The 26,507-nt window shown below is 62.9% G+C and carries 24 protein-coding genes; 10 read left to right on the top strand and 14 right to left on the bottom strand.

Features of this window, described 5'->3' with window-relative positions:
• Positions 1–237: 237 nt before the first annotated feature.
• Positions 238–1,125 (top strand): KPN_02809 family neutral zinc metallopeptidase, encoded by an 888-nt coding sequence (gene ypfJ / locus J3P89_RS03585; protein ID WP_434571663.1) that lies wholly within the window; start codon positions 238–240, stop codon positions 1,123–1,125.
• Positions 1,126–2,073 (top strand): alpha/beta hydrolase, encoded by a 948-nt coding sequence (locus J3P89_RS03580; RefSeq protein WP_434696735.1) that lies wholly within the window; start codon positions 1,126–1,128, stop codon positions 2,071–2,073.
• Positions 2,074–2,196: 123 nt separating this feature from the next.
• Here the strand turns inward: J3P89_RS03580 and J3P89_RS03575 are convergent, their stop codons facing one another.
• From J3P89_RS03575 to J3P89_RS03565, 3 genes are all read right to left on the bottom strand, one after another.
• A complete protein-coding gene (locus J3P89_RS03575; RefSeq protein WP_434571659.1) occupies positions 2,197–2,790 on the bottom strand; it encodes an HAD family hydrolase in 594 nt (197 codons plus the stop codon).
• Entirely contained in the window at positions 2,787–3,656 is an 870-nt protein-coding gene (gene tesB, locus J3P89_RS03570) for an acyl-CoA thioesterase II (protein ID WP_072411434.1), read from the bottom strand. Before tesB ends, J3P89_RS03575 begins: the two co-directional genes overlap by 4 nt.
• 104 nt (positions 3,657–3,760) lie before the next feature.
• Positions 3,761–4,330, bottom strand: coding sequence for a GNAT family N-acetyltransferase (locus tag J3P89_RS03565; protein ID WP_434696734.1), 570 nt, complete (start codon positions 4,328–4,330; stop codon positions 3,761–3,763).
• Positions 4,331–4,402: 72 nt separating this feature from the next.
• Between J3P89_RS03565 and J3P89_RS03560 the strand changes: the two genes are divergently transcribed.
• Positions 4,403–5,323, top strand: a complete 921-nt coding sequence (locus J3P89_RS03560) for a histone deacetylase family protein (RefSeq protein WP_434571656.1) — start codon at positions 4,403–4,405, stop codon at positions 5,321–5,323.
• 281 nt (positions 5,324–5,604) lie between these two features.
• On the top strand, positions 5,605–6,846 hold the full coding sequence (locus J3P89_RS03555) for a TIGR03862 family flavoprotein (RefSeq protein WP_434696733.1): 1,242 nt from the start codon (positions 5,605–5,607) through the stop codon (positions 6,844–6,846).
• Between the two features lie 135 nt (positions 6,847–6,981).
• Here the strand turns inward: J3P89_RS03555 and J3P89_RS03550 are convergent, their stop codons facing one another.
• The 5 genes from J3P89_RS03550 to J3P89_RS03530 form a co-directional block, all read right to left on the bottom strand.
• On the bottom strand, positions 6,982–8,319 hold the full coding sequence (locus J3P89_RS03550) for a DEAD/DEAH box helicase (RefSeq protein ID WP_434696732.1): 1,338 nt from the start codon (positions 8,317–8,319) through the stop codon (positions 6,982–6,984).
• A 58-nt stretch (positions 8,320–8,377) separates the two neighbouring features.
• The gene (gene yedA, locus J3P89_RS03545) at positions 8,378–9,280 is read right to left on the bottom strand and encodes a drug/metabolite exporter YedA (protein ID WP_030140336.1); all 903 of its coding nucleotides are present in this window, start codon (positions 9,278–9,280) and stop codon (positions 8,378–8,380) included.
• Positions 9,281–9,655: 375 nt separating this feature from the next.
• Entirely contained in the window at positions 9,656–10,267 is a 612-nt protein-coding gene (locus J3P89_RS03540) for a 3'-5' exonuclease (protein WP_434696731.1), read from the bottom strand.
• A gap of 21 nt (positions 10,268–10,288) precedes the next feature.
• A complete protein-coding gene (locus J3P89_RS03535) occupies positions 10,289–10,768 on the bottom strand; it encodes an NYN domain-containing protein (RefSeq protein WP_030140338.1) in 480 nt (159 codons plus the stop codon).
• A 128-nt stretch (positions 10,769–10,896) separates the two neighbouring features.
• Positions 10,897–11,667 carry a DUF2076 domain-containing protein gene (locus J3P89_RS03530; RefSeq protein WP_434696730.1) on the bottom strand — a complete coding sequence of 257 codons (771 nt, stop codon included), beginning with the start codon at positions 11,665–11,667 and terminating at the stop codon, positions 10,897–10,899.
• 176 nt (positions 11,668–11,843) lie between these two features.
• Here J3P89_RS03530 and J3P89_RS03525 point away from each other — a divergent pair, with 176 nt between their 5' ends.
• Both J3P89_RS03525 and J3P89_RS03520 read left to right on the top strand, forming a co-directional pair.
• On the top strand, positions 11,844–12,503 hold the full coding sequence (locus J3P89_RS03525) for a YciC family protein (protein ID WP_434571649.1): 660 nt from the start codon (positions 11,844–11,846) through the stop codon (positions 12,501–12,503).
• The gene (locus J3P89_RS03520; protein ID WP_434628020.1) at positions 12,500–13,579 is read left to right on the top strand and encodes an endonuclease/exonuclease/phosphatase family protein; all 1,080 of its coding nucleotides are present in this window, start codon (positions 12,500–12,502) and stop codon (positions 13,577–13,579) included. Before J3P89_RS03525 ends, J3P89_RS03520 begins: the two co-directional genes overlap by 4 nt.
• Positions 13,580–13,708: 129 nt before the next feature.
• Here the strand turns inward: J3P89_RS03520 and hrpB are convergent, their stop codons facing one another.
• Positions 13,709–16,225: an ATP-dependent helicase HrpB gene (hrpB, locus tag J3P89_RS03515; RefSeq protein WP_434696729.1), complete on the bottom strand. Its 2,517-nt coding sequence runs from the start codon at positions 16,223–16,225 to the stop codon at positions 13,709–13,711.
• 95 nt (positions 16,226–16,320) lie between these two features.
• Between hrpB and J3P89_RS03510 the strand changes: the two genes are divergently transcribed.
• Complete coding sequence (locus J3P89_RS03510; RefSeq protein WP_434571645.1) at positions 16,321–16,740, top strand: polyribonucleotide nucleotidyltransferase; 420 nt, start codon at positions 16,321–16,323, stop codon at positions 16,738–16,740.
• 27 nt (positions 16,741–16,767) lie between these two features.
• On the top strand, positions 16,768–17,673 hold the full coding sequence (locus tag J3P89_RS03505; protein ID WP_434696728.1) for a cation diffusion facilitator family transporter: 906 nt from the start codon (positions 16,768–16,770) through the stop codon (positions 17,671–17,673).
• Between the two features lie 45 nt (positions 17,674–17,718).
• On the opposite strand, the gene J3P89_RS03500 is transcribed toward J3P89_RS03505, so the two are convergent.
• Complete coding sequence (locus tag J3P89_RS03500) at positions 17,719–18,696, bottom strand: DUF6515 family protein (RefSeq protein WP_434696727.1); 978 nt, start codon at positions 18,694–18,696, stop codon at positions 17,719–17,721.
• Positions 18,697–19,109: 413 nt separating this feature from the next.
• Between J3P89_RS03500 and J3P89_RS03495 the strand changes: the two genes are divergently transcribed.
• Positions 19,110–19,589 (top strand): Lrp/AsnC family transcriptional regulator, encoded by a 480-nt coding sequence (locus J3P89_RS03495; RefSeq protein ID WP_305498616.1) that lies wholly within the window; start codon positions 19,110–19,112, stop codon positions 19,587–19,589.
• Between the two features lie 226 nt (positions 19,590–19,815).
• Positions 19,816–20,025 carry a DUF2788 domain-containing protein gene (locus tag J3P89_RS03490; RefSeq protein ID WP_305498615.1) on the top strand — a complete coding sequence of 70 codons (210 nt, stop codon included), beginning with the start codon at positions 19,816–19,818 and terminating at the stop codon, positions 20,023–20,025.
• On the opposite strand, the gene J3P89_RS03485 is transcribed toward J3P89_RS03490, so the two are convergent.
• The 4 genes from J3P89_RS03485 to J3P89_RS03470 all read right to left on the bottom strand — a co-directional run bounded on the left by J3P89_RS03485 (position 20,020) and on the right by J3P89_RS03470 (position 26,505).
• Entirely contained in the window at positions 20,020–20,586 is a 567-nt protein-coding gene (locus J3P89_RS03485) for a pseudouridine synthase (protein ID WP_434697946.1), read from the bottom strand. The genes J3P89_RS03490 and J3P89_RS03485 overlap by 6 nt on opposite strands.
• 145 nt (positions 20,587–20,731) lie before the next feature.
• The gene (amn, locus tag J3P89_RS03480) at positions 20,732–22,231 is read right to left on the bottom strand and encodes an AMP nucleosidase (protein WP_305501175.1); all 1,500 of its coding nucleotides are present in this window, start codon (positions 22,229–22,231) and stop codon (positions 20,732–20,734) included.
• Positions 22,232–22,397: 166 nt separating this feature from the next.
• Positions 22,398–24,047 (bottom strand): acyl-CoA dehydrogenase family protein, encoded by a 1,650-nt coding sequence (locus J3P89_RS03475; protein WP_434696726.1) that lies wholly within the window; start codon positions 24,045–24,047, stop codon positions 22,398–22,400.
• A gap of 73 nt (positions 24,048–24,120) precedes the next feature.
• Positions 24,121–26,505: a hybrid sensor histidine kinase/response regulator gene (locus tag J3P89_RS03470; RefSeq protein ID WP_434696724.1), complete on the bottom strand. Its 2,385-nt coding sequence runs from the start codon at positions 26,503–26,505 to the stop codon at positions 24,121–24,123.
• Positions 26,506–26,507 lie beyond the last annotated feature (2 nt).

Genomic DNA, 26,507 nt, shown 5'->3' with positions numbered 1-26,507 from the left:
TGCGTTGCTTGATGAAAGGCCGTGATCCTTGATGCACTTGTTGGGCCAGCGAGGATTCCGATAGTTCTGATCCGAAGTGTAATGAAAATTCCACTCTCGGGCAGGACCGGCGCACCGATGAACCAAAATCCCTGTCAGTTGCCTGAAAGCTCAAGCATGCGCGCACCTTGCGCTCCTGAAAGCTAGACTCTTCGCCACAGCTGCCATTCTTCGCACGTCATCCAGAGGATTCCCCACATGTTATGGAAAAAAGGTCGCCGCAGTGACAACGTGGTGGACGCCCGCGGTGACGGTGGGGGCGGCGGCGGGATGCGTTTTGGTGGCGGCAAGGGCTTGAGCCTGACGGCCATTATCCTGATCGTCGGCATCGGCTGGATCACCGGCCAGGACCCCATGCAGATTCTCGGGCAACTGACCGGGCAGATGGACCAGGCTTCCGCGCCCGCTCCTTCGCAAACGCGCCAGGCGCCACCGGCCAACGACGAACAGGCTGAATTCGTGCGCTCCATCCTGGGCGATACCGAAGACACCTGGGGCCAGGTTTTCCAACAGGCCGGGCGCCAGTACCAGCAACCGAAGCTGGTGCTGTTCAGCGGTCGGGTCAACTCCGCGTGCGGCCTGGCTTCCTCGGCGACCGGCCCCTTCTACTGTCCGGCGGACCGGCAGGTTTACCTGGACATGAGTTTCTTCAAGGAAATGTCCCAGCGCTTTTCCGCCGCCGGAGACTTTGCCCAAGCCTACGTCATCGCCCATGAAGTGGGCCACCACGTGCAGACGCTGCTCGGCGTGTCGGCGAAAATCCAGGAAGCGCGCCAGCAAGGCCGGCAAATGGAAGGCGACGGTGGTTTGCTGGTGCGCCAAGAGTTGCAGGCCGATTGCCTGGCGGGCGTCTGGGCCAACCACGCACAAAAGCGCCTGAACTGGCTTGAACCGGGCGATATCGAAGAGGCCTTGACCGCCGCCAATGCCATTGGCGACGATCGTCTTCAGCAACAAGGCCAGGGCCGCGTGGTGCCGGACTCGTTTACTCACGGCACTTCGGCACAACGGGTGCGCTGGTTCAAGACCGGTTTTTCTCAAGGCCAGGTCAGCCAGTGCGACACCTTCGCGGCGAAAACCCTGTAGATGAAGTGGCGGGCATTGATCGGGCTGGTGCTGTGCTGCGCCGTAGCCCAGGCCGAGGAACACGGCGTCAAGGTGATCGCCGAGGGACGCTTGCAGATCAGGGGCGGCGCCATGGCCGTCGGTGTCAGCCCGCCACCGGCCTCGATCGAGCGGGTGCTGATCATCCTCCATGGTCGGCTACGCAATGCCGATACTTACTTGCACAGCGCTGAAAAAGCCGCGGCACAGGCCGGTCAGTCGGCGACGACGTTGATCATTGCCCCACAATTTCTCAACGAACATGACGTAGCGCGCCATCAGTTGCCTGCTGAAATCCTGCGCTGGCAGGGCAACGACTGGATGGCGGGAGGCCTGTCCACGGGGCCGAAACCGCTCAGTTCATTCCAGGTGCTGGACGACATCGTTGCGCGGGTCAGCGACCGCCAGCAGTTTCCCGCAGTGAAAGACATCGTCATCGCCGGCCACTCCGGCGGCGCCCAAGTGGTGCAGCGCTATGCCCTGCTTGCCCATGGCACTTATCGCATCAGCCCACGGTTCGTGATCGCCAACCCTTCGTCCTATGCCTACCTGGACGCACAGCGGCCCATGGCGTTCGACCCGGTCAGTTGCCCAGGCTTCGATCGCTGGAAATACGGCCTGGAGAACCTGCCCGCCTACGCTACCGGGCAAACGCCCGCCCAGCTGGAAAATCGCTACATCACGCGCGACATCGTCTATCTGCTGGGGCAACAGGACATCGACCCGGAACATCCGGCGCTGGATAAAGGTTGTGAAGCGCAGACACAAGGGGCTTATCGGCTGCTACGGGGGCATTTCTTCTTTGACTACCTGACCCGGCGTCACCCGCAAGGGTTGAATCAGCGACTGATCGAAGTGCCCGGGGTTGGGCATGATGGGGATGGGATGTTCAATTCACCGGAGGGGTTGAAGGTGTTGTTTGGGCAGTGAGCGTTGTGTCGACCGGGAAACCCTTTCGCGAGCAGGCTCGCTCCCACAGGGGATCTGCACTGGTCCTGAATCGCTGTGGGAGCGAGCCTGCTCGCGAAAGCGGCAAGTCAGGCACCGCCCGAATCAAGCCGAAAGCATCCGCCGCAACTCGGCGCAATCACGCGCATGCCAGTCTGTCAGCTCAGGCCAGGGATTGTCCGGCAGATTCACCAGCACCGTCCGCGCCCCCGCCGCGCGACCGCAGTCGAGGTCAAAGCGGTAGTCGCCCACCATCACCATGGTCTCGGGCGCCACGTTCCAGGCCTCGGCCAGTTTCAACAGGCCACCGGGATGAGGTTTGGGCGGCGCTTCATCACGGCCGAGAACGTCCTCCACGGCAAAACAATCGGCCAGGCCGATCGCCTCAAGCGTCACGTGGGCGAGCTCGCGGGCATTGCGCGTCAGGATGCCCAGGCGATAACCACGCCCGGCCAACTCGCGGACCAGCTCCACCGCCCCCGGCGCGGGCCTGGAGCCCAGCGCCAGGTCCCGCTCGTGTTCCAGCAACCAGGCATGTTTGGCCGCGGCTTCTTCAGCGGGCAATCCCGCCAGATGCGTGAGAATGTCGTCTTCAGGCGGAATCGCCAGGGCCACGCGGATCGCGGCGAAATCATGCACGGCGATGGTCAGCGTGCCGTCCATGTCGAACACCCAGTGCCGCACATCGGCCAGGCTCATGCCCAGTCCTTGCGATGGCGGATCAGGCCTTCCTGGGTCACCGAGGCCACCAGTTGCCCGGCACGATTGAACACACTGCCGCGGGAGAAACCACGGGAATTACCGGCCCAGGGGCTGTCCATGGCGTAGAGCAACCAGTCATCGGCGCGCAGGTCGGCATGGAACCACAACGCGTGGTCGAGGCTGGCGACCTGCATGTCCTTGTGCCAGACCGATTTGCCATGAGGCAGCAACGAGGTGGTCAGCAGGCCGAAATCCGACGCGTAGGCCAGCAGGTATTTATGCAGGGCCGGGGAATCCGCCAAGGCGCCATCTGCACGAAACCACACGTACTTGACCGGATCGGCCGGTTGCGGGTTGTACGGGTCCTTTTCGGTGACCGGGCGCACCTCGATCGGCTTGGGGCACAGCAGTTTTTCACGCATGTGTTCAGGCAACAGGTGCGCGCGCTGCTGGGTCAGTTCCAGTTCCGAGGGCAGGTTTTCCGGCCCGACGACCTGCGGCATCGTGCTCTGGTGCTCGAAGCCCTGCTCGTCGTACTGGAACGACGCGCTGCAGGTGAAGATCGGGTTGCCCTTCTGGATCGCCGTGACCCGTCGGGTGCTGAAGCTGCCGCCATCACGCACGCGATCCACCTGATAGACCACCGGCAACGCCGCATCGCCCGGACGCAGGAAGTAGCCATGCATCGAATGCACATGGCGCGCCTCTTCCACGGTCTGGCTGGCCGCCGACAGCGACTGGCCCAGCACCTGGCCGCCGAACAGCTGGCGAAAGCCCAGGTCCTGGCTGCGACCGCGAAACAGGTTCTCTTCGATCGGTTCCAGGGTCAGCAGGTCGACCAGATCTTCCAACACGTGGCTCATTCAGATTTTCCTCACACAGCACAAAACCGCGCAGGCTGTGCTGCGGCGGCGGATCGATAATTGGCCCGGGCCATTTTGGCGGGCATTGTAAACGTCCGTGTCGGTTAACCGTGAAGGGTCTGCAACCATTGCTCACGATTGATGCGATAGAGCACATGGTGACGCAATGGATGACCGACCGCGAGCTTTGGGTGTTCGAAATCATCGTCCGGATTGTGCTGCATGCCGATGGCCTGCATGACCTTCTGCGAAGGCAAGTTATCCACAGCGGTAAACGCCACCACTTCATCCAGGCCCAGGCGGTCGAAGGCGCAACGCAACGCGGTCCATGCGGCTTCGCTGGCATACCCCAGCCCCCAGTGTTCGCGCGCCAGGCGCCAGCCGATTTCCACCGCCGGGGTGAAATGCGCATCGAACCCGACCACGCCCAGCCCGGTAAAACCGATGAAGGCACCGGTGTCCTTGCGCTCCAATGCCCACAAACCAAAACCATGCTCGGCAAAATGCCCGCGCACCCGGCCGATCAACGCAGCGCTTTCCAGGCGACTCAGGGGGGCCGGAAAATAACGCATCACTTGCGGATCGGCAGACATCGCCGCAAACGCCGGCAGATCTTCATCGCGCCACTGCCGCAGAATCAGCCGTGCGCTTTCCACTTCCAATATCGGCTCCATCTTCACTCCCTTTCCATGCCCAGAGTCTACATCGCTGGTAGGATCCGTCACTCACCCGCCACTGAAAACACCATGCCGCTACCGCTGATCTACCACGAAGACTACAGCCCCGAATTCCCTGCGGAGCACCGTTTCCCCATGGACAAGTTCCGCCTGCTGCGCGATCACCTGGTGGACAGCGGACTGGCCCGAGACGCGGACCTGCTGCGTCCGGCCCTATGCCCGCCGGACATCCTCGCCTTGGCCCACGATCGCGCCTATATCGAACGCTACATGGGCGGCGAGTTGTCCCGCGAAGACCAACGGCGCCTCGGCCTGCCCTGGAGCGAAGCCTTGGCTCGCCGAACGGTACGCGCCGTCGGCGGATCACTGCTGGCCGCCGAGCAGGCCCTCGAACACGGATTGGCCTGTCACCTGGCCGGCGGTACCCATCACGCCCACTACGACCACCCGGCCGGATTTTGCATCTTCAATGACCTGGCGGTGATCAGCCGCTATTTCCTCGCCAGCGGTCAGGTCTCGCGAGTGCTGATTTTCGATTGCGACGTGCATCAGGGCGACGGTACGGCTCGAATACTCCATGACACTCCCGACGCCGTGACAGTTTCCTTGCACTGCGAAAAGAATTTTCCTGCACGCAAGGCGCAAAGCGACTGGGATATTCCCCTGCCGATGGGCATGGAGGACGCCGCCTACCTGAAAGTCGTCGATGACGCGCTCAATTACCTGCTGCCGCTCTATCAGCCCGATCTGGTGCTCTATGACGCTGGCGTCGATGTGCACAAGGACGATGCCCTCGGTTACCTGAAGCTGACCGACGAAGGCCTCGCCGCCCGGGACGAGAGCGTCATGCGCCATTGCCTGGGCCGGGACATTCCGGTAGTCGGCGTGATCGGCGGCGGCTACAGCAAGGACCGCAAGGCCTTGGCCCGCCGGCACGGAATCCTGCACCACAGCGCACAGAAGGTCTGGACGTCATCAGGTTGTCATTGAAGCCGGGGTGCGTTACCCACAATGCCTGTGGAGCGGCCTGTGGATAACCTGAGCGAAAGGGCCTGCAACCTATGCCCTCTATAGCTCGCAAGAGCTTGGCTGTTTTTTAACCAGACTTTCCACGCATCCATATATCCCCCTGTGGGAGCGAGCCTGCTCGCGAATACGGTGCGCCAGTTGATGGTCATGTAACTGACACACCGCATTCGCGAGCAGGCTCGCTCCCACAGGGATCCGTGCTGATAGAATGCCCCGCCTACTCCTGCCCCCACAGCCCGATCATGACCTTGACCACCAAGCCTTCCACCCCAAACATCGCCATTATCGGCGGCGGCCCCGCCGGCCTCATGGCGGCCGAGGTGTTGAGCCAGGCCGGCCTCCAGGTCGACCTGTACGACGGCATGCCATCGGTGGGCAGGAAATTTCTGCTGGCCGGTGTCGGCGGCATGAACATCACTCACTCGGAAGCCTTCCCGGCGTTCCTCTCCCGCTACGGCGAACGCACGCCGAATATCGCCCCGCTGCTGCGGGCATTCGGCGCCGATGAGTTGTGCGAATGGATTCATGGCCTGGGCATCGACACCTTTGTCGGCAGCTCCGGGCGGGTATTTCCTACCGATATGAAGGCCGCCCCGCTGCTGCGCGCCTGGCTCAAGCGCCTGCGCGATGCCGGCGTGGTGATTCATACGCGCCACCGCTGGCTTGGCTGGAATGCCGACGGCAGCCTGCGCATTGCCAGCCCGGACGGGGAAAAGGCCCTACAGCCCGACGCGACCTTATTGGCGCTGGGAGGCGGCAGTTGGTCACGCCTGGGCTCCGACGGTGCCTGGATGTTGCCGCTGGAACAGCGCGGCGTGGCCCTCGCGCCCTTGCAGCCAAGCAACTGCGGGTTCGATGTGCCGGGCTGGAGCGATCTGCTGATCGCCAAATTTGCCGGCACCCCACTGAAGAACATTGCCATCGGCCTCGACGATGACGTGCCACGCCTCGGCGAATGCGTCATCACCGTCACCGGCATCGAGGGCAGCCTGATCTATGCGCTGTCGGCGCGGATTCGTGAGGCTATCAACCAACACGGCAGCGCGACCATTCATCTGGACCTGCTGCCGGGCCGGCCTGTGGACAAGATTCTCCTGGCATTAAGCAAGCCTCGCGGTTCTCGCTCGATGGCCAAGCATCTGCACAGCCAGTTGGGGCTCGACGGGGTGAAGGCGGCGTTGTTACGGGAACTGACTTCAGCCGATTGTTTTACCGACATGGCGCGGCTGGCCCAGGCGATCAAGGCGTTGCCGGTCACGCTGGTGAAAACCCGTCCGCTGGACGAAGCCATCAGCAGTGCCGGCGGCGTGACGTTCGAAGCACTCGATGAGCGACTGATGCTCAAGCAAGTGCCCGGCGTTTTCTGCGCGGGAGAGATGCTCGATTGGGAAGCGCCGACCGGCGGGTACTTGCTTACGGGATGCTTTGCCAGCGGTCGTGCGGCGGGGTTGGGGATGGTGGAGTGGTTGCAGCGCCAGGCTTGAAATCTTTGTTGTCGCCTTCGCGAGCGGGCTCGCTCCCACAGAGATCGGGCGCTGGACACCAGAGCGGTGAACACCACAGAGCCCTTGTGGGAGCGAGCCTGCTCGCGAAAGCAATCTATCCGACGCAGCAGTCCGTCAAGGCTTACGCTTGCGCGGTCCGGTATTGAACACTGGCACTTTTCGCACTGGTTTCACCGAAGGCTCCACCGGCCCCGAGTCGCCACTGTCTACCCACTTGCCAAGGTTGCGCTTGCCGCCACCACCGGAAGCTTTCGGTTTCTTCGGCTTCTTCGGTTTCTTGATCACCTGGCCGCTGGCATCGGTTTCCGGCACGCGATGCTCAGGTTCAAAATCCTGTTCCATCTGTCGGGGCAATGCCTGACGGGTCAGGGTTTCGATAGCCGACAGCAGATTCACTTCATCGGCGCAGACCAGGGAAATCGCCTGACCGGTGGCACCCGCGCGGCCCGTACGGCCGATACGGTGGATGTAGTCCTCGGCGACGATCGGCAAATCGAAGTTCACCACCAGCGGCAAGTCCTCGATGTCCAAGCCACGGGCCGCGACGTCGGTGGCCACCAGGATCTGCACTTCGCTGGCCTTGAAACGATCCAGCGCACGCTGGCGGGTCGCCTGGGGTTTGTCGCCGTGGATGCCATCGGCGTTGACGCCCAGGCCCTGGAGTTTTTCCACCAGTGCATCGACGCCGTTGCGGGTCTTGGCGAATACCAGCACCTGCTTCCACTTGTGCTTGCGCATCAGGTGAATGAACAGTTCCGGCTTGCGCTTCTTGTCCACCGTCACCACCCATTGCTTGACGGTGTTGGCGGCCACGTTGCGCGGGCTCACTTCGATGCTCAGCGGGTCGTTGAGCATCTGCCCGGCCAGCAGGCGGATCGCATCGGAGAAGGTCGCCGAGAACAGCAAGGTCTGGCGCTTCTTCGGCAGGGCCTTGTAGATGTTCGCCAGTTCTTCGGAGAAGCCCAGGTCGAGCATGCGGTCGGCCTCGTCCAGCACCAGGGTCTGCAACTGGTTGAACTTCAGCGCGTTCTGGCGGAACAGGTCGAGCAAGCGGCCCGGCGTGGCGACCAACAGATCGACGCCTTTGCGCAGCTTCATCATTTGCGGGTTGATGCTGACACCGCCGTACACGGCGTAGGTGCTCAGCGGCAGGTTCTGCGCGTACTGGCGCACGCTTTCGTGGACCTGCTCGGCCAGCTCGCGGGTCGGCACCAGGATCAGCGCGCGCACCGAGTTGGCGGCAACTTTCGGCCCTTCGGTGGTCAACAACTGCAACAGCGGCACGGCGAAACCGGCGGTCTTGCCGGTGCCGGTCTGGGCTGCGGCCATCAGGTCGCGACCGGCGAGCACCGCCGGCATGGCTTGGGCCTGGACCGGGGTCGGCGTCTGGTAGTCGAGCGTCTCGAGGGCGCGCAGCAGGGGTTCGATCAGGCCAAGAGTGGCGAAAGTCATGGAGATACCGTAGGAAAAATCAGCGCAAGGTGTGCAATGCGCGGCAGTTTACCCTAAATCATGATTCGGCCGGTGCGGGCTTGGGCTTGCGCCACTGCGGCAACCCGATCAGGACCACGGCGCTGATAATCACCAGCATCGCCAAGGCCTCTTCGATACCGATGGTTTCCCCGGCGAAGACGATCCCCAGCAACACCGCCACCGCCGGGTTGACATAGGCGTAGCTGGTGGCTGCGGCCGGACGCACATGCTTGAGCAAGTACATGTAGGCGTTGAAGGCGATGATCGAACCAAAACCGATCAGATAGACCAGCGCGAACCAGCCTTCCAGCGGCGGCATGCTTTCCAGGCGCTCGCCACTGGCGAAGCTGCCGATCAACAGCACCACGCCGGCCACCAGCATCTCCACGGCGCTGGCCATGGCGCCTGCGGGTAGTTGCACATGTTTACTCAACACCGAACCGAAGGCCCACGAGGCGGCGGCGAACACCAGCAAAGCCGCCCCCAACGGGCTCGACTGCAGGTTGGAACCCAGGTTGAGCATGGCAATGCCGATCAACCCCAACACAATCCCCGCCCACTCGAGACGGGTATTGCGTGCACCCCAGAAATACCCGCAGAGCAAGGTGAACAACGGCACCGTCGCCACGGCCAGCGCCGCCACGCCCGAAGCTACGCCTGTATGCTCGGCGATACTCACCGCACCATTGCCGAAGGTCAGCAGCAACACGCCAATGAGCGCCCCGGCCTTCCATTGCGCCCAGGTCGGCGCCGGCGCGCCCTTCCAGCGCAAGAAGCCGTACATCAACGACCCGGCGATCACGAAACGAATCCCGGCCAGCAGCAAGGGCGGCCAATGCTCGACGCCGATGCGAATCACCAGATAGGTCGATCCCCAGATGACGTACAAGGCGAAGAAGGCAGCGATCAATGGCAACGGAAAACGGCGTGGGCCAGGCATGTTCAGCTCGAAGTCAGGACGATGAAACCTGTCATTCTAAAAAGGCAATCGACAGAAATTAAGTTACAAAATCTGTTTATCCGAGCCATACACTTTTCAAGACACAGTAAATGACTCATCAACACAATCCACCCCGTGGGAGCGAGCCTGCTCGCGAAAGCTACAGACCAGCCAACATCGATGCCGACTGACACACCGCCTTCGCGAGCAAGCTCGCTCCCACAATGGAGCTTGTGCTGTACGCATCATCTGAGTAGCCATCGAACCCTGTGGGAGCGAGCTTGCTCGCGAAGGCGTCCGCCCTGCCAACATCTGTGGTGGCTGACACTCTGCTTTCGCGAGCAGGCTCGCTCCCACGGGAGAGTTGTGCAGTGTTCAGAACCCGCGATGGCGCCTGAGATGCTCGTTGATCTTCGCTGCCGGCACCTTCTGCAAGCTGCACAGCAGGTCATGGGACAGCTCCCGCAACCCATGCTTTTGCCGCAGCTCCGAGGCCAGGTGCGCGGTGAGGTTGGCGGCCATTTCGGCGTCGGCCATGGCCCGGTGAGCCTGGCCGGTGTGGGGCAGGCCGGCGAAAGCGTTGAGCGTGCCGAGCTTGTGGTTCGGCGCCGCTGGCATCAGGCGTCGGGCCAACAGCAGTGAACAGGCAAAACTCTGCAGGCGGGTGCGCTTGATTCGTCCCAGTTCGAAGTCCCAGAACTTCTGGTCGAACGCGGCGTTGTGGGCCAACAACGGCGTAATGCCGACGAACTCGTTGACCTCGTTCATGACCTCTTCCGCTGGCGGTGCGCTGCGCAGCATGGCATTGCTGATACCGGTCAGCTGCTCGATGAAGGCCGGGACGCGCACGCCAGCGTTCATCAGGCTCTGGTAACGGTCGACTATCCGGCCTTGCTCAAGGATCACCACGGCGATTTCGGTGGCCCGGCAACCGCTGCTCGGGGTAATGCCGGTGGTTTCAAAGTCGATGACTGCGATGCGTTCCAAACCGGTGGGGCTCCTTGAAAATCAGTTCTTGAGCAGCAACGCGCCTTCGATCGGCACGTAGCGGCTGGCGGCGCGAATCAGCGAGTTGGCGGTCAACCCAGGTACTCCATAGGCCACAGCCTGCACGCCGTGTTTGCTGATGATGCGTTCGAGCAACATGTCGAAATCGCCATCACCGGAGGCCAGGACCACCTCGTCGACATGGTCGGCGGCGTCCATGATGTCCAGGGTGATGCCCACGTCCCAGTCGCCCTTGGCCGAGCCGTCGCTGCGCTGGATATAGGGCTTGAGTTTCACGGTGAACCCCAGGTTGCGCAGGATCTGCTGGAACTGCTGTTGCTTGCTGTCACCGCGATCGATCGCGTAGGCATAGGCCTCGACGATCTGCCCCTGCTTGCTCACATCGGCCCACAGCGCCGCGTAGTTGAAATGGCAGCCATAGGCTTGGCGCACGGTGTAGTAGAGGTTCTGGACATCGGCGAACACTGCGATTTTTTTCACCGCGTTTCCTCTTGAATGCACACGCACGCAGGCCACCCGGGCCGAAAAGTCGCCCAGTATGCCAGTCTCGAGGAGCGTTCCGCGAATAATCGGCCCGAGGCGCCAGGGCGCCCCGGACGAACGGCGGATCAGACGAAAGAGTCGTCGTCGCCGAACAAGGACAAATCGTCGCTGTAGTCGGCGTCGCTGAAACCGCCCTGATCGTTGCCGTAGCTATTGTTGCCGTCGCTATCGCTGTCGGCCACGCGCTGATCATCGTCCCAACCGGTGTCACCGTTGTTGGCGGTGTCATTGACCGGCTGGGCCGGCTCTTCCTTGAGGACCTCGACGATCTCCTGGGGTTGATTGCTGTGGAACAGGCTACTGATGCCTTGGGCCAGCATCACACCACCGGCCACGCCCGCCGCGGTTTTCAAGGCGCCACCGAGAAAGCTGCCCGCCGCCGGGGCCTGCTGTTGCGGCGCGGCATAGTTGCCGGGCGCAGCGCCAAAGCCTGGCTGGGCCGGTGCGTTGAAGGAAGGCCGCGCAGGTTCGCGCCAGCCGCCACCGCTGGATGCCGGTGCGCTTGCTGGCCGTGAATCGCGGTTGCTGCCACCGAAGATACTCGAAAGGAAACCACCGCCGCCGCTTGGCGCCGAAGTCTGGCTGCGGGCCTGCTGCAATTCGCCCTGCAATTGCTCGACCTGTTGGGCGAGCTGTCTGTTCTGCTCGTCCAGGCGCTTGATCGCCGCCTCTTGCACCAGGATCGCCTGGGCCATGAAATAGCCCGCCGCAGGCTGGTTGGCCAAGTGTTCCTTGATCCGCGCCTCGGCCTGGGCGTCGCGCGGGGCTGAATCCTTTTCGGCCTGCTGCAGCCGTGAAAACAGTCCATCGATCAGGGTTTGTTCTTCGCTGTTCATGGCGACCTCATCAGATTGCCGGATTAAAACCAGGCCGGTCGCAAAGACCGGTGCGATTCAGTAATGGGGTTGCGCAGCAAGCTTTCAATGGTCTTTACCTGATGTTTACGTTTGCTTGTGCGGTCGCTTGATCGGTTAAAGTGTCGGACCGCTTTTTCGAACTGCGATACCGACTCATGAATCCGTTAGAAGTACTGCGTGACTCCTTGTATTTTTTCAAGCGCAACCTGGGCCGGATCGCTCAGCTGTGCCTGCCGCTGGTAATACTTGAGGCGGTCCTGCAACAAGGGGTGGACAGCGCCATCGGCGCCGACGGTTTCTCCGGCTACAGCGTGATCGTCGGTCTCCTCGTGTACCCGCTGTATACCGCGGCGTTGATCCTGTTTCTCGATGCCCGCAGTCGCGGCGAAGCCCCGCGTGCCCGTGACCTGCTTGCGGCAGCCCTCCTCCAGTGGCCGCGCTTCGCCTTGCTGACCGCCCTTAATACGTTGCTGATCCTGATCGGCATTTCCTTGTACTTCCTGCCGGGGCTGTGGCTGATGGTCGTCCTCGCCTTCGGTGAATACCTGTTGGTTTTGCGGGGCATGGCGCCCTTGGCGGCCATGAAGGAAAGCGCGCGCCTGAGTCGAGGCAATTTCTGGCGAATCCTGTTATGCATCCTCGCCGTAATGGTCCCGTTGTGGCTGCTCAAGGGCGCCAGCGTCTCGGTATATCCGCCGCCGCAGAACCCCTTCATCAGTTTGCTGATCGACAGCGTCCACAGTTTCCTGCAACTGTTCACCACCGTGGTGCTGTTCCGAATGTTCATGTTGATTGCAGAAAAACCCGAGCCATGACCCGTCTGCTGCGATACACCTTGTTGGGCCTGTTGTTGCTCGTCGGCATTGCAGCCTTTTCCATCTATGGCCCGACCTGGCGCCCACAGGCCCGGGAAGCGATGCCCGTCAGCTGCGCCGCGAACGCCCCACCGCTGGTGCCCGGCCAAGCCCTGAAGGTGATGACCTGGAACGTCCAGTTCCTGGCTGGCAAGCGCTACGTGTTCTGGCACGACCTGGCCGAGGGCGACGATGAAAGCCCGACTCCGGAAGACATGGCCTTCAGCCTCGACGAAGTGGCACGGGTCATTCGCGACGAGCAGCCGGACGTGGTGCTGTTGCAGGAACTCGACAACGGCGCCAAGGCCAGCGACTACCAGAACCAGCTCAAGCTCTTGCAGGAACGGCTGGCCGACCTCTATCCCTGCGGCACCAGCGCTTTTGACTGGAAAGCCGATTTCATTCCCAGCCCACATATCTTCGGCAGCGTTGGTCGCCAGTTGGCGACGCTGAGCCGCTATCGCATCGACCACGCCGAGCGGGTGCAATTGCCGGTGGCCGAGGCGAACTTCATCACCCGCCAGTTCCAGCCGAAAAATGCCTTGCTGGTGAGTTACCTGCCCCTGAGCGGCGGCGGCCAACTGGCGGTGCTCAATACACATCTGGAGCGGGCCACCCAGCCGGACGACACGGCGCGCGCACAAGTCAGCGCGATAGCCAAGGCCTTGGACAAGCTTGAATCCGCCGGCACTCCCTGGCTGACCGGGGGAGACTTCAACCTGTTACCCCTGGGCCAATACCGACGCCTGCCCACCGAGCAACGCTCCCCCTATTCCGCCGACAGCGAATTGCACCTGCTGTGGGACAAATACCCGATGATCCCCACCAACAACGAGGCCAGCGGCATCGACCGCGCAAACTGGCTGACCCACTACCCCAACGACCCCGGCCTCAACGGCCCCGACCGGACCGTCGATTACCTGTTCTACAGCCCCCGCCTCAAACGGGTCGAAGCCCAGGTCCGGCAGGACGATACGTTGCGCATTTCCGATCATTTGCCGGTGATCGCGCGGTTTCTGTTGCCGGCTACCCCGTAGTCAAGCTCACCGAATATCCCTGTGGGAGCGAGCTTGCTCGCGATAGCGGTGTGTCAGTTAATGTGATGCTGCTGACCTACCGCCATCGCGAGCAAGCTCGCTCCCACAGGGGCTAAGTGTCGGACCTTTTCACTTACGCGGCTTGGCCCGCGCCGTCGCCTCCGCCACCAGCGGGTCGTCCGGCCAGTAGTGCTTGGGATACCGTCCCTTGAGATCCTTCTTCACCTCGGCGTAAGTACTACGCCAGAAGTTCGCCAGGTCCTGGGTCACTTGCACTGGTCGGCGCGCGGGCGATAGCAGGTGCAGCTTGACCACCTGCCGACCACCGGCGATACGCGGGGTGTCGGCCAGGCCGAAAAGCTCCTGCAAGCGCACCGCCAGAATAGGTGGGTGTTCGCTGTAATCCAGGCGAATCGATGAACCGGAAGGCACGCTCACGTGCTGCGGCGCGAGTTCGTCCAGCCTTTGCGGCAGAGGCCAGGGCAACAGGTTACGGACGATGCTCGACAGATCCAGGTTGGCAAAATGACTGAGGCGCGACACCCGGCCCAGATACGGCATCAGCCAGTCTTCAAGACTGAGCAGCAACGCCGCATCGCTGACATCCGGCCACTCGCTGTCGCCCTTGGTATCCAGGTCGAGCCGGCGCAGCAGCGCCACCCGCGCTTGCCACTGCCGCAGCTCCGGCGTCCACGGCAACAACTCCAACCCCTTGCGGCGTACCAGGTTGACCAGCGCCCGGCTGCGGGCAGATTCATCCAGACCGGTCAATGGCTCGCGGCTGAGCACCAGTTCACCGACCTTGCGCTGGCGCTCGGCCCGCAGCACGCCTTCGCGCTCGTCCCAATCCAGTTGGTCCTCGGTACGTACTTGCTCTGCCAGCACCGAATCGAACAGCACCGGATCGAAATCCGTCGCCAGATAGATCCGTTCTTCCCGCTGGCCTTGGCGACTGCCCAGTTCGGCAATCACCAACCACGGTTGCTTCATCAAGCTGTCGGCCTCGGCAAACAGCGCCGCGCGCCCATTCGCCAGGCGATATTCCGCGCCGCCGGGTCGCCGCTGTTGCGCGACGCGATCCGGATAGGCCAGCGCCAACAGCGCGCCGAGCCAGCGCGGATGCTCGGGATCGGCGACAGCTTCCTCGGCCTTGCCGCGCAAGTAGCCACGATATTGCCGGGCCAATTGCCGCGCCCGCTGCACACCGCCCTGAGCGCCGCGTGCCGCTCGTTCCTCGCCGGACAGTAACGCCAGGCGACTGTGCAAATCCGCGCCGGCGCCTCGAAGAATGTCACGCTCGCCCAACAACGCCGCGACATTGCAGGCCATGTCCGCCAGCCCCAGCGCCTGGCCCCGCAGCAGCAAGTGCGCGATGCGCGGATGGGCCGGCAGCTCGGCCATGGCCTGGCCGTGCCGAGTCAGTTGTCCACCGTCCAGCGCGCCCAGGCGCTGCAATAAATCCCGCGCCTGGGCATACGCGGCGGTCGGCGGGACATCAAGCCACGTCAACTGCTGCGGCGTCACGCCCCAGCGGCCCAACTGCAGGGCCAGCCCGGCCAGGTCCGCCGAGAGAATCTCGGCGCTGCCGTAGGCCGCCAGCTGTTCATGCTGGTCTTCGGACCACAGCCGGTAACACACCCCCGGCTCCAGTCGCCCGGCCCGGCCGGCCCGTTGGGTGGCGCTGGCGCGGGAGATACGCTGGGTATCGAGGCGGGTCATGCCACTGCCCGGGTCGAAGCGCGGTACACGGGCGAGCCCGGCATCGACCACCACCCGCACACCGTTGATGGTCAGGCTGGTCTCGGCGATGTTGGTGGCGAGCACCACTTTGCGCTGGCCGGGCGGCGCCGGATCGATGGCGGCGCGTTGGGCGGCCAGGTCCAGCTCGCCATGCAGTGGACACAGCAACACGTTGCCGCCCTCGCCCAAGGCTTCGGCCAATTGTTGATGAACGCGGCGAATCTCCGCCTGCCCCGGCAGGAACACCAGTACGCTGCCGGTTTCGTCGTGCAGCGCTTCGAGGAGGGTCTGCACCAGTCGCGGCTCGATGAATTCACCGGGCTGGAACGGCCGGCCCCAGCGCATCGTCACCGGGAACATGCGTCCTTCGCTGCGCAGGATCGGCGCATCATCCAGCAAACCGGCCAGGCGCTCGCCTTCCAGGGTCGCGGACATCAGCAGGATTTTCAGCGGTTGGTCTTCGCGAAACAGCTCACGGCCATTGAGGCTCAAGGCCAAGGCAAGGTCGGCGTCGAGGCTACGCTCGTGGAATTCATCGAAAATCAACAGCCCCACGCCATCCAGTGCCGGGTCGTCCTGTAGACGACGGGTGAGGATGCCTTCAGTGACCACTTCAATGCGGGTTTTCGGCCCGACCTTGCTGTCGAGGCGAATCCGGTAGCCCACGGTTTCGCCGACCTTTTCCCCCAGCTCGCTGGCCAGGCGCTCAGCCGCCGCCCGTGCCGCCAGGCGCCGGGGTTCGAGCATCAGAATGGTCTGCCCGGCCAGCCACGGCTCGTTCAACAGGGCCAAGGGAACACGGGTCGTCTTACCAGCACCGGGGGGCGCTTCGAGCACCGCTTCGTGGCGCGACGCCAAGGCTTGGCGCAGGGCCGGTAAAACTTCATCAATCGGCAAAGAAATCATGCTGGCTCCAAAACAGAGGGCCGAGTATAACGGCGAACTGTTTAGCGTGGTCTGGACTCCAACCAGCAACGCCCTTACCTGCTCAGGAGACTGTTATGCGTATTCCCTTTCGCGTGATCGGCGGCGTGCTGGTCGCCAGCCTGCTGACCCAGATCAGCGCCTGTGGCTCGATCTTCTACCCCGACCGTCGCGGCCAGATCGAGGGCAAGATCGACCCGGCCATCGCCGCGCTCGACGCCGTCGGCCTGCTGTTCTACATCATCCCGGGCCTGATCGCCTTTGCCGTTGACTTCGCCACCGGCGCGATCTATTTCGAGCCGGGCAGAAGCGTGCAGATCGAACCGGAGAAACTCAAGCCGGCCATCAACGCCGACGGCACGGTCAATAATCAGAAGCTGCAAGCCATCCTGGAGCGCGAGCTGGGCCGCAGCTTCCCGCTGGACGACCCGCGCCTGATCCAGCACAAGGGCAACGTGCAACAACTGGCCACGCTCGGTCTCGTACCCGCCGCGTAAGAGGCGCAGCCCAAGGAAGACCGCGCCATGACCACCAGCGCCGAACATGCTCGCCTGCTACGCCTGGCCACCCGCGCATCGGTGGCCGTGGCGTGCATTCTGATCATTGCCAAGGCGCTGGCCTGGTGGCTCAGCGGCTCGGTGAGCATGCTCGCCGGCCTGACCGACTCGGCGCTGGACGGCGTCACCTCGTTGCTCAATCTGCTGGCGGTGCATTACGCCCTGCGACCGGCGGATGATGATCATCGCTACGGGCATGGCAAGGCTGAATCGTTGGCCGGCATGGCCCAGGCACTCTTCATCGGCGGCAGTGCGGTGCTGATCGCGTTGCAGGCATACGAACGACTCAAGCAGCCGCTGCCGGTCGAGGCGCCCTGGCTCAGCGTCGGCGTGATCGTGTTTTCCCTGGCACTGACCCTGGCGCTGCTGGCGTTGCAGCATCGAGTCGTGCGCGCTACCGGCTCCAACGCCGTGCGCGCCGACTCGCTGCACTACCGCTCGGACCTGTTGCTCAACGGCAGCATCCTGGTAGCCCTGGTCCTGGCAGGGTTCGGCTGGTACCAGCTCGATGCCTGGTTCGGCCTGGGCATCGCCGCGTACATCCTCTGGAGCGCAGTGCAGATTGCCCGGGAAAGCTTCGCCGTGCTGATGGATGAAGAGCTGCCGCCGGACGTCAGCCAGCACATGCTCGAACTGGCCTGCGCGGTGCCCGGCGTGGTCGGCGCCCATGACCTGCGCACACGAATCTCCGGCAACCACTGGTTCGTGCAGTTGCACCTGGAATTGCCGGGCGAGCTGACCCTGTCAGTGGCCCATGGCATCAGCGACCAGGCCGCCGATGCGATCCATCGCGCTTATCCGAAGGCCGAGGTGCTGGTGCATGCCGATCCGATAAAAGCAGCTAGAAGCGGCAAGCCTCAAGCTGCAAGCTAAAGTCTGCCGGTCTTGCAGCTTGAAGCTCGAAGCTTGTAGTTGCTTCTATTGAACCTGATACCCACGACTGCTCAAGCAATCGCCCTGGGCCCGGCGGTAGGTTTGCACCACTTCCGGCGCCGGTGGGTAGGTATAGGTGCGCGGGTCGAAACCACTCTGCTGCACCGCCCAGCGATAGCAATCGTAGCCGTCCTGGTTGACCTGCTCGGGCGACTGGCCGTTGGCCGGATAAGCCACCACGTCGAAGCTGTTGCCCTGGGGCTGCGGCTGCGGATTGGCGACCGGCGCCTCGACCACGACGTAGTCCCGGGTGTTGGCCTCATAAATGTAATAGGCACCGGCGGCGAGGAAAAACAGCGAGCTGCCGATCCAGACCTCACGGGCATAATCGGGCAGATAGCGGGTACGAATGCCTCGAGGCGGCTGCACCACGACATAACGCGGCCCTTGCGGACGATACCAGTAGCCACCCGAATAGAAATAATCCTGGCCGCGATAAGGCACGCGGTAATTACGATCCGGGAAACGATCGATCACATACCCTGGCCGATATTGCGGCCCCTGACCCCAACCGTTGCCATGGCCGTCCGGCCGACCGGGCCAGTGCTGATCGGGCCGATTGTCGTGGCCTGGACGCGGCCCGCCGTTCGGATAGCCGTCGTTGCGCCGTGGAATGTCGCGGTAGTAGCCCGGTCGCGGCTCCTGGGTCTGGGTCACGCTGTCGGGCCGACCCTGGATCGGCAGGTTGTTACCAGGTTGCGGTTGCGGCGGGCGGTTGCGAACGTTGGGATCCTGCGGTGGACGCTCGTAGTGTTGCCCACCTGGGGATTGCGGCTGGACCTCGAACTGTCGGCTGTTATCGCCACGAATGATCTCGTTGCTTTGCGGCCGGGGCTGGCCTGAATAACCCGGGCCATTACCGTTTGGGCCGCCACGGTTCTGCTGATCATCCGCCATTCCCTGCGCACTGACACTTGCCCACAACAGACCAACACCTGCCAAACGCCAGATGCGCGACTTCATGAAATTCCTCACAGCGGTTCGGGGCCTGAAAATAAGACTGGAAAAGCCCAGGCCGGTTCTGCGACAGGTTATCAGGCGCGAGGTTTATTTCGCAGGCATAAAAAAGGGAGGCCCGTCGGCCTCCCCTTGAGAATCTAGTCCGTGCGCGACGCTTGTGGCATCGGCTCACCTCACGCCGTCTTCTGGACAGTGTGCAGCTCGGGGGTCTGCCAGTACCTATGGGTACTGCGACCGCAGCCGGCCGGATTGGGCGGGCTGCACTGGACTGTTTGTCCGAGCAGTGATCTTGGTGGTTAGCATAGGCCCGAGGCGCCGACAGATGATTGCTAAGATTGCTTGAATAAACACTACTTGCGCAATTTTTACCCTTGGATGGATAATCTTCCGCAATTAACCGGATAAAGGCCCGCTCAATGAGCAAACTCGACCGTTACGACCTGAGCATCCTGGCGGAATTGCAGCGCGACGCGCGCATCTCGAACCAGGAATTGGCCGAGCGCATCGGCCTGTCGCCCTCCCCCTGCTCGCGGCGGGTCAAGCAATTGGAAGACGACGGCTACATCACCCGCCAGGTTGCCCTGCTCGATCGCAAGATGCTCGGCCTGAGCCTGACCGCCTATGTGCTGATCGGCATGGACCGCCACACCCCCGACCGCTTCGAGACCTTCGAAGCCGCGATCCGCAACCTGCCGCAAGTGCTTGAATGCAGCCTGGTGACCGGCATCGACGCGGACTACCAACTGAAGGTGGTGGTGCCGGACATGGATCATTACCAGAAGCTGCTGCTGGGCCACCTGACCCGGATCGAAGGCGTCACCAGCGTGCGTTCGAGTTTTGTGCTGAACCAGGTGCTCAACAGTACCGAGCTGCCGCTGACTCACCTGCGCAGCTGAGAGCTTCTGTGGCGAGGGAGCTTGCTCCCGCTGGGTTGCGCAGCGACCCCAAATCTCCACTGGTTTGCGACTGCTGCGCAGTCGAGCGGGAGCAAGCTCCCTCGCCACAAAAAGCAGCCCATGATTATCCGGGCTGCGACACACCGCCGCAGCCCGATCCTGCGCCCCGCCGCCATGCCGTATACTCGCCCTGCCTTTTCAACCCCGCCCACGCCGGAGTGCGCCGATGGATCCTGCTGTTTTCGAAGAGTGGATGATGACCGGACTGGTCAGCATCCTGATCATTTTCATGGGGTTCATCGTCTGGGACCTGGCGAAGAAATCCAAGGCCGGGCGTTTCGGCTCGTTCATCCTGTTTTTCGTGCTCGGCCTGGGCGTGGCGGCGTTCATCATCAAGAGCGTGGTCATCGGTCTGATCGAATCCGGCTCGTTATAAACGCGCCGGTACCTCTTTCCATTGGCCCTGATCGAGCCCTTCGATCGTCCAGTCACCGATCCTGACCCGCACCAGGCGCAGGGTCGGCAGGCCCACCGCGGCGGTCATGCGCCGCACCTGGCGGTTGCGCCCTTCACGTATCACCAGTTCCAGCCAACTCGTCGGCACGCTTTTGCGAAAGCGCACCGGTGGATTGCGCGGCCATAATTGCGGTTCGTCCAGCTGACGGGTCTCGGCCGGCAGCGTCATACCGTCGTTCAACTCGACCCCATCACGCAAACGCTGCAGTTGCTCGTCGCTCGGCTCACCCTCGACTTGTACCCAGTACGTCTTGGCCAGCTTGTGCTTGGGATCGGCGATGCGCGCCTGCAACTGGCCGTCATTGGTCAGCAACAGCAATCCTTCGCTGTCGCGGTCCAGCCGACCGGCCGGGTTGATGCCCGGTACGTCGATGAAATCCTTGAGCGTGGCGCGCCCTTCGCCGTCGCTGAATTGCGTCAGCACGTCAAAAGGCTTGTTGAACAGGATCAGTTTCGCTTCGGCCGGCGGCGCCTTGGCCACACGGCGCGGGGTGGAAGCGGGAGGCTTCGCGCCAGGGCGGCGGGAAGCGGGGCGTGGAGGACGGGGCATGGCGGCAACAATATCCAACGGTCGAGGCCGACATGCTAGTGGCCCGACCGTTAAATAACCACCTTTCAGGACGGTATCAGCGGAACGGCGGCTCGTCGAAGCTGCGCAGTTTGCGCGAGTGCAACGAGTTGAGTTCGTTGCGCAGCAGGTCCAGCGCCGCGATCCCGATCTTGAGGTGCTGGTTGACCGCCCGCTCATAAAACGCGTTGGCCGAGCCCGGCAGCTTGATCTCGCTGTGCAGCGGCTTGTCCGAGACGCACAGCAACGTGCCGTATGGCACCCGCAAGCGGTAACCCTGGGCAGCGATGGTGCCGCTTTCCATGTCCACCGCCACGGCGCGGGACAGGTTGATCAACGGACGCTCCTGGGCCCAGCGCAATTCCCAGTTGCGGTCGTCGTAAGTCAGCACGGTGCCGGTGCGCAGGCGTTTTTTCAGCTCGTCGCCTTTTTCGCCGGTGATGTTCGCCGCCGCCTGCTGCAGTGCCAGCTGCACTTCGGCCAGGGCCGGGATCGGGATATTCGGCGGCACCACGCGGTCGAGGATGCCATCGCGGCGCATATAGGCGTGCGCCAGGACGTAATCGCCGATTGTCTGGGACTGACGCAGGCCGCCGCAGTGGCCGATCATCAGCCAGCAATGCGGACGCAGCACGGCCAGGTGATCGGTGATGTTCTTGGCATTGGACGGACCAACGCCGATGTTCACCAGGGTCACGCCGTGGCCATCGCTGGCTTGCAAGTGATAGGCCGGCATCTGGTAGCGATGCCAGACCACGCCAGCGGCGATGGCCGAGGCTTCACCATGATCCATGTTCTTGTCGATGATCACGTTGCCCGGCAGCACCATGCGCACGAAACGCGGATCGCTGCGCAACTGCTCCAGCCCGTGGACGATGAATTGGTCGACATAGCGGTGATAGTTGGTCAGAAGAATCCACGGCTGCACATGGCGCCAATCGCTGCCGGTGTAATGCACGAGCCGGCGCAGGGAGAAATCCACCCGCGCGGCGTCGAACAGTGCCAGGGGCAGCGGGTCGGTGTTTTCCCAATCGTAGAGGCCATCGGCGATGCCATCGGTGGCGGCCGACAGGTCGGTGCTGGGGAACACCCGCGCCAGCACTGCCGCCGTCACACCGGAACCGGCCAGTTCATCGCCCTGCTCCACCACATACGGGTACGGAATGTTCTGCTCACTGACGCCCACCTCGACGGTGACGGTGAAGTCGTGCATCAGCGGGACAAGCTGTTCGAGCAGGTATTTTCGAAATGCCGCCGGGTGGGTGACGGTGACGCTGTAGGTGCCCGGCAGCTGGACCTTGGCGTAGGCGCGGGTGGTCTGCGGGACTTCGCCATGGCAATGGTAGGTCAGGCGCAGGGCCGGATAGCGGAACAATGCGCGTTGCTCGGCGTCCGGCTCGATGCGGTCCTTGAGATAACGCTTGAGCGCCTGGTTCAGCGCAGTGGTCGCACGCTCGTGCAGGGCCGCCAGCCGGTCCACGGCTTGCTCGGCGGTTTGAACGACAATAAACGCTTCGGTCACGATCAGCTTCCTGTGTTCTGACTTGCAGGCCTTCATCTTGCCTGCATCGTAGGCCGACGGGAACAGTGGCGTATTAGTTGTCCTTGCGCGGAGCCTTTTGTGGGAGCGGGCTTGCTCGCGATAGCGGTGTGTCAGGAAACGCCGATGCTGAATGTACCGACGCCTTCGCGAGCAGGCTCGCTCCCACAGGGGTATGGGTTGTTTAGAAGCCGTGCGGGGTCGAGCGGGCGACGATGGCTTCGACATTCAGGCCGCGGGGCAACGCGCCGTAGACCCGGCCAGTGGAACCCAGCCGGCTGGCGATGAAGGCATCGCTGACGTCGCTGTTCCCCGCTTCCAGCAACAGCCTGGCTTGCAGGCCCACGGCGATGTCTTCGGTCAATTGCCGGGCACGATACTGGATGTCATCGGTGTCCTTGAACGCTGCGTGCAACCGGTCGATATGGGTCGCCAGGCGATTGTCCCCATGGCCGTCGCCCAGTTCGTCGAACAGCACTTCCAACACGCCCGGCTCTTTGGACAGAGCGCGCAAGACGTCAAGGCACTGCACATTACCGGAGCCTTCCCAGGTCGAATTGACCGGTGCCTCGCGGTACAGGCGCGGCAGGATGCTGTCCTCGACATAGCCGGCACCGCCCATGCATTCGGCCGCCTCGTTGATCATTGCCGGGGCGCGTTTGCAGATCCAGTATTTGCCTACTGCCGTCACCAGCCGGGCGAATTTGGCTTCATGCTCATCGTTCAGATGATCCAGCGCCCGGCCCATGCGCAAGCTCAGCGCCAACGCAGCTTCGCTTTCCAGGGCCAGGTCGGCGAGTACGTTCTGCATCAGCGGCTGCTCACTCAACAACTTGCCGCCGACCTTGCGGTGCGCGCAATGGTGACTGGCCTGGGTCAGGGCCTGGCGCATAAGGGCGCTGGAGCCGACCATGCAATCGAAGCGGGTCATGGCGACCATTTCGATGATCGTCGGCACGCCTCGGCCCTCTTCGCCGACCATCCAGGCCAGCGCACCACGGAACTCCACCTCGCTGGAGGCGTTGGAGCAATTGCCGAGTTTGTTTTTCAACCGCTGGATGTAGAACTGGTTGCGGGTGTCGTCCGGGCGGTGGCGCGGCAGCAAAAAGCAGGTCAGGCCCTTGTCGGTCTGGGCCAGGGTCAGGAAGGCATCGCACATCGGCGCCGAACAGAACCACTTGTGGCCCACCAGCTCATAGGCCTGGCCCGGGCCACTGGCGCCTACCGGATACGCCTTGGTGGTGTTGGCGCGCACATCGGTGCCGCCCTGCTTCTCGGTCATCGCCATACCGAGAGTGACCCCGGCCTTGTGGGCCATGCCGACGTTACGTGGATCGTATTCGGTGGCGAGCACTTTCGGCACCCAGCGCTCGGCCAGGTCCGGTTGCAGGCGCAGGGCCGGCACACTGGCAAAGGTCATGGTCAACGGACAACCGGTGCCTGCTTCGGCCTGGCTGTGCAGGTACGTCATCGAGGCGCGGGCGACATGCGCGCCAGGTTGCGGATGGGCCCACGGCAGGCTGGGCAGGCCATGTTCGATGGCGGTGCGCATCAGCTCGTGATAGGCAGGATGAAATTCCACCAGGTCGATACGATGGCCGTAACGGTCGTGGCTGGAAAATATCGGCTTGTTCTGGTTGGCCAGGAACCCCGCCTCCATCAACGGTCCGCCGGCCAGGGCACCGTAGGCGTCGATCCGCGCCTGTGCCCACCCTGCGCCGAAACGCCGCGACCATTCTTGCAGCGGCAGGTCGATACGGTACAGGTTGGCACCATCCAGGGACGGTGGTTGATTGGTGACGTCGTGGGTTTCGGCGAACTGGTGCAGGTTCATGACGGGGCTCCTTGGTCGGCCAGCAGAGGTCAGTTAAGCACCGCCTCCTGGCCGATCAAAGTGGCATATCCGCCTAAATGCCGGCGCTTTCACCCTGCTTCGGACAAAGTACCCGTCGTTGCAGAATCGCCTGCAGTGCTTCGAATTTCACCGGTTTGCTCAGGTAATCGATCAGGCTACCCGCAGGGCAATGCGCCTGGTCCACGTTCGGGCTGACCACCAGCACGGGTAAGTCCTCGCAACCTGACATCGCGCGGATCTGACAGCAGACCGACACGCCATCCGATGGTGTCGACTGGCAATCGAGCAGCACCGCGTCAAAACTGTCGCCCTGCAACAGCTCCAGCGCCGCGCGGCCACTGTCGGCGGTACGTACTCGGTAGCCAAGCTTGAGCAACATGCCGCGCATCACCAGTTGGTCGATGTTGTTGTCGTCGGCCAGCAGCACCGTGCAATCCTGGGGCAAGCGCGCAGCCCGGCGTGCGCTGCCAGGAAACGTTGCCGGGACGGCCACAGGCAATGCGATGTCAAATTCCACGTCCAGCTGGAAACGACTGCCGCGCCCCGGCTCCGAGGTATGGGTCAGGCGCCCGCCGAGCAATTCGACCAGTTGCCGACAAATCGCCAGGCCGACGCCGAGGCCGCCGTATTCGCGGGTCATCGAGCCGTCGAGCTGGAAGAAACGCTGGTACAGGGTCGCCTCCCCCAGATCGGTAAAGCCGATGCCGGTATCGATCACGGCGAAAGACAGCACCAGGCGATCGAGCTCCGACGTCCGGCCACTGACCCGCAGCGCGATGCCACCGACGCGGGTGAACTTGATGGCATTGTCCAGCAGGCATTCCAGGCACTGGGCCAATTTACCGCTGTCACCTAACAAACGGTCCGCCAGGCCGGGCGCTACGTCGACCTTGAAATCCAGGCCCTTGGCCGCCGCGTTGGCGCCGAACTGCACCTGCAGGGCCTCTATCACGCTGCGCAGGCTGAACGGCGCCGGATAGACCTTGAGCTTGCCGGCCTGCAACTCGGTGAGGGTGAGCATGCCGTTGACCATGCGCATCATGTCCCGCGCCGAACCGGCTGCGGTCTGCTGATATTGGCTGAGTTCCTCGTCCATCTCGACGGTTTCCATCAGTTCCAGGCAACCGATCACACCATTCATCGGCGTGCGCAACTCATGGGTCAACGTGGCGAGGAATTCGTCCTTGAGCTTGTTGCCCTGGGCCAACTGCTGGTTCAGCACTTCGAGTTTCTGCCCGGCGTCGAACAGCGTCTGCGCCTGCTGTTCGCGCATGGCGTTGATGCGGTCCGCAAGGGCCAGGGACAACAGCGCCACCTCGATGGCAGAGCCGATCTGGCTGGCATACATGGTCAGGAAGATGTTCGGCAGGTAACCCAACACCATCATCGTATTGACGACGCCCCCCAGCAGAAACGCCGACCAGGCAATAATGAAGTAACGCGCCACCCGCAGCCCCCGCCACCAGGCGAACAAGCCGGCGGCGAAAATCACCACGGTGAACACCAGGGCCAGCGCCGTCGCCAGGCGCAGCGCCAGTGCATAGCTGGTCATCAACGACAGGCCCACCACCACCGCGCCGTAGGCAATCAGCGCGAGCAGCAATCGGTCGAGCCAGCGGCTGTGCTGGGCGGTTTGCAGGAAACTGCGGGCGAACTGACTGCCAAACACCCCCGCGCAACCAATGAAAAATGGCGTCGCCGCGTTGGCCCACCAAGGGTTGTCCGGCCAGAAATACTCAACCGCCGCGCCGTTGACCGACAATTGATAGAGGCCGAACGAGGCGATATAGAAGATGTAATAGAGGTAACTGGTGTCGCGCACGCTCAGGTAGATGAACAGGTTGTAGACCAGCATCCCCAGCAGTACGCCATAGATGATGCCCAGCACATACAGGCGCACCGGCTGCTGTTCCAGGTAGGCGGTGCTCGACCAGAGCGTCAACGGAGCCTGGATCGAGCCCTGGCTTTGCAGGCGCAGATACACGGTCTGGCGTTGATCGGGTTGGAAATCCAGGCTGAACAGGTAGTTGTTCTGACGGACCTCGCGACTGGCGAACGGCAAGGCATCGCCGGTCTGGCGAACCAGGCGATAGGCACCTTGCGCATCGGCCAGATACAGGTCCAGGCGGTCCAGCGGCGGATACGCCAGCTCCAGCAGCCAGGTGCGCTGGGCGCCGGGATTGCCCGGGCGGTAGTGCAAGTCGATCTTCAGCCAGAACGCCGAGCGCGAATACCCTGCGTTCAGCGTGGCTTGGTCGTGGGGTTTGAAGCGCCCAACCGCGGCCTGGGCCAGGACGTCCTCGAGCGTGGCCGTGCCGCTGGCATCCTCGAACACCTGCAAGGCATGGCCCAAGGGCAGGCTTCGGGTAGATTCATCGAATTCAAGGGCGCTTGCCAAGGGGGACAAGCACAGCAGCAACATCAGCAAATAGCGCATTA

This window comes from Pseudomonas sp. Z1-14 (genome assembly GCF_051132005.1).
In the GTDB taxonomy this organism is placed as follows: Bacteria; Pseudomonadota; Gammaproteobacteria; order Pseudomonadales; family Pseudomonadaceae; genus Aquipseudomonas.
Note: the sequence above shows the minus strand (reverse complement) of the source record. Positions and strands in the feature narration are given on the sequence as shown.